The sequence below is a fragment of the Streptomyces sp. NPDC002926 genome (genome assembly GCF_053591755.1).
Genome location: NZ_JBSFUK010000085.1, coordinates 1 through 3,223 on the forward strand (window position 1 = coordinate 1; position 3,223 = coordinate 3,223).

Genomic DNA, 3,223 nt, shown 5'->3' on the forward strand with positions numbered 1-3,223 from the left:
CGCCGCGCATCCGACAACCGCTCCAGCAACAACAAACCCGCACCCTCACCCCAACCCGTACCGTCCGCCCCCTCCGCGAACGCCTTGCACCGGCCGTCCGCGGCCAGTCCGCCCTGCTTGCTGAAACCGACGAACGCCCCGGCCGTCGACATGATCATGACGCCGCCGGCCAGCGCCAGCGAGCACTCCCCCGAACGCAGAGCCTGCGCCGCCAGGTGCATAGCCACCAACGACGACGAACACGCCGTATCCACCGTCACCGCCGGCCCCTCCAGCCCGAAGGTGTACGCGACCCGCCCGGCCAGCACGGACGCGGCGGTCGACGTCGCCTGGTAGGTCTGCGCCAGCTCGGGTGCGCTCTCGAGCAAGTAGCCGTAGTCCTGGAGACCGGAGCCGACAAAGGTGCCGACCCGCTCGCCCTTCATCGTGTGGACGTCGATTCCGGCGAGTTCGAAGGCCTCCCACGCCGTCTCCAGCAACAGCCGCTGCTGCGGGTCCATCGCGACCGCCTCGCGCGGCGATATGTCGAAGAAGCCCGGCTCGAACAGCGTGGCGTCGGAGACGAAGCCGCCCCGGGTGACGTAACTGCTTCCGGTGGAGGAGCCCGCCGGGTCTGCGGACTCCTCCACCCGAACCTGCCAGCCGCGGTCGGTCGGGAAATCCGATGTCGCGTCGACGCCGTCGCGGACCAAGCGCCACAGGTCGTCGGCCGAGTTCACCGAGCCGGGGTACCGGCAGCTCATCGCGACGATGGCGATGGGCTCCTGCTCCCGGAACTCGACCTCGGCCAGGCGCTGCCGGGTCCGGGCGAGGTCGGCCGTGACCCGCTTGAGGTAGTCGAGGAGCTTGTCGTCAGTGGACATCGGTTCCGCCGCTTCCTTGGGTCAGTTGCTCGCGCCGAGACCGAGCTGACTGTCGATGAAGTCGAAGACGTCATCCGCGCTGGCCGACTCCAGCCGGCCGGCCAGCTCACCGCCTTCGGTGGGACTGCTGAGCCGTGTGAGCACGGACTGCAGCCTCGCCGCGGCGCCGGACGTCGCGAGGTCGTTGGGCGCCATCGTCTCGATCGCCCGCTCCAGCCCTGCCAGGTGCTCGTCGAGCATCGCGGCGGCCTGCTCGGCCGGATCGGGGCAGAGCTTCGAGCGCAGGTGCTCGGCCAGGGCGGCGGGGCTGGCGAAGTCGAAGGCGAGGGTGCTGGGCAGCGAGAGGCCAGTGGCTCTGCCCAGCCCGCCGCGCAGCTCGACGGCCGTGACCGAGTCGAAGCCGAGGTCGGCGAAGGGCCGGTCGAGATTGAGCGTGGACGGGTCGGAGTAGGCGAGAACGGTCGCCACCTGCGTACGCACCATGTCCAGCAGGGCATGCAGCTGGCCCGCAGGCGGCAGAGCGGCGAGTGTGCGGGCCAGCTCTGAGGTACTGCTGTCGTCGGCGGCCGAGCCACCGAGCGCGGCGCTGACCTCGGGCAGGGCGTCGAGCAACGGGCGCGGACGGGAGAGCGTGAACGTGGGCGCGAACCGGGCCCAGTCGAAGTCGGCCACCACTTGGTGCGCGGGGGCGACTCCGCCGGCGTGGCGCAGCGTTCGCAGCGCGGTCGCGGTCACCATGGGCGGCGCGCCTATACGGCGCATGTACTCCTCGGCCTCGGCGTCGAGCATGCCGGTGTCGAGCGGTCCCCAGGCCATCGCGGTGGCCGGTCGGCCGCGGTGGCGCCGTTCCTGGACGAAGCCGTCCAGGAACGCGTTGCCGGCGCTGTAGGCGGTCTGATTGACACTGCCCCACACCGCGGCGCCCGAGGAGAAGACCACGAACGCATCGAGCGGACGGTCACCGAGTACCTCGTCCAGCGCCAGCGCGCCGGCCACCTTGGCCCGGATCACATCGGTGAACTCCTCGGCCGACAGCTCCGTCAGGGAAGCCAGCCGCTGCGACTGCCCGGCGGCGTGGACCACACCGGTCAGCGGCAGGTCGGCGGGGATATCGTCGACCAGTCGGCGTAGGGCGCTCGCGTCGGCGGCGTCGCAGGCGGCCAGGGTGACCGGTGTGCCCGCCGCGGTCAGTTCAGCGGCCAGCGCCGCGGCCTCGGGCGACGAGCCACCGCGGCGGCTGGCCAGCACTATGTGCTCGGCACCGTTGTCGGCGAGCCACCGGGCGACCTCACTTCCGACACCACCGGTGCCGCCGGTGACCAGGACGGTGCCGCGCGGCCGCCACATCGATGCGATCGGGTCCTCGATAGAGGCGTGCCGCAGGCGGCGGCCGTAGGCCGTTCCGTCCCGGACGGCGACCTGGTCCTCGGTGCCGTCGGCGAGCACTCCGCAGAGCGCGTCGACGTCGGCCTCGCCGAATGTGGCAGAGAGGTCGACTATCCCGCCCCAGATATCAGGGTGGTCGAGCGCCGTGCCGACGGCAACGCCCCAGAGCGCCGCCTGGTCCGCGGCAGTGACCTCACCCGGGTCGGCGACGGCGACCGCGCCGGTCGTGACGCACCAGAGCCGTGTGCCGAGTTCGACGTCCAGGACGGCTTGGACGGCGGCGATGGTGGCAAGCAGACCATGCGTTGCGGCGGGCGAGTCCCCGGGGCGGCGCTCACCGCCGAGCAGGGACACGATGCCCGCCGGTGCCGGTCCGTCGGCCAGCTTCGCGCGGAGCAATCCGGCGATGTCGTCTCGGTCGGCTTCCGGTACGTCGATGACGGTCGGCCGGGCATCGGACCGGACCATGCCGGCGAAAACGCTGTAGCCCACCACGTCATCACTGCCGGCCGGGACGAGCAGCCACCAGTCGCCGGTCAGCGTCGCGGGCCCGGTCCTGGTCGACGGCTCCCAACCGACCTCGTAGCGCCACTCGTCGAGGAGCTGCCGCGCACGGTCCTCGGCGTGCAGCGGGGGCGTCGGTGCGTCGGCCCAGTAACGCCGGCGCTGGAAGGGGTAGGTGGGCAGGTCCAGGTGCCGTCCCGGGGCGGGGGCGGGCAGGTGCCAGTCGACGGGAAGGCCGGAGGTGTGGAGGTGTGCGGCGGCGGTGAGCAGCGTGGTGCGCGCGGTGGTGGTGGTGCCGTCTTTGGGGCGGCGCATCAACGGCGCGAACGTCACGTCGGTCTCGTCGAGGCTCTGGCGGGCCAGGGCGGTCAGGATCGCCTCCGGCCCCACCTCCACCAGCCGCGACACCCCCAACCCGCGCACCGTGGCCAGACCGTCCGCGAACCGCACCGGCTCCCGCACATGCCGCA

Annotated in this window: 2 protein-coding genes; both read right to left on the reverse strand. The window is 72.1% G+C overall.

All coding sequences use genetic code 11. The annotated features are described in order from the left end of the window. On the reverse strand, window positions 1–863 hold an 863-nt coding region (locus tag ACWDZ6_RS33345), incomplete at its 3' end, for a beta-ketoacyl synthase N-terminal-like domain-containing protein (protein WP_451505826.1). Window positions 864–884: 21 nt separating this feature from the next. Next, window positions 885–3,223: SDR family NAD(P)-dependent oxidoreductase (locus ACWDZ6_RS33350; protein ID WP_451505827.1), on the reverse strand; the 2,339-nt coding region annotated here is incomplete at its 5' end.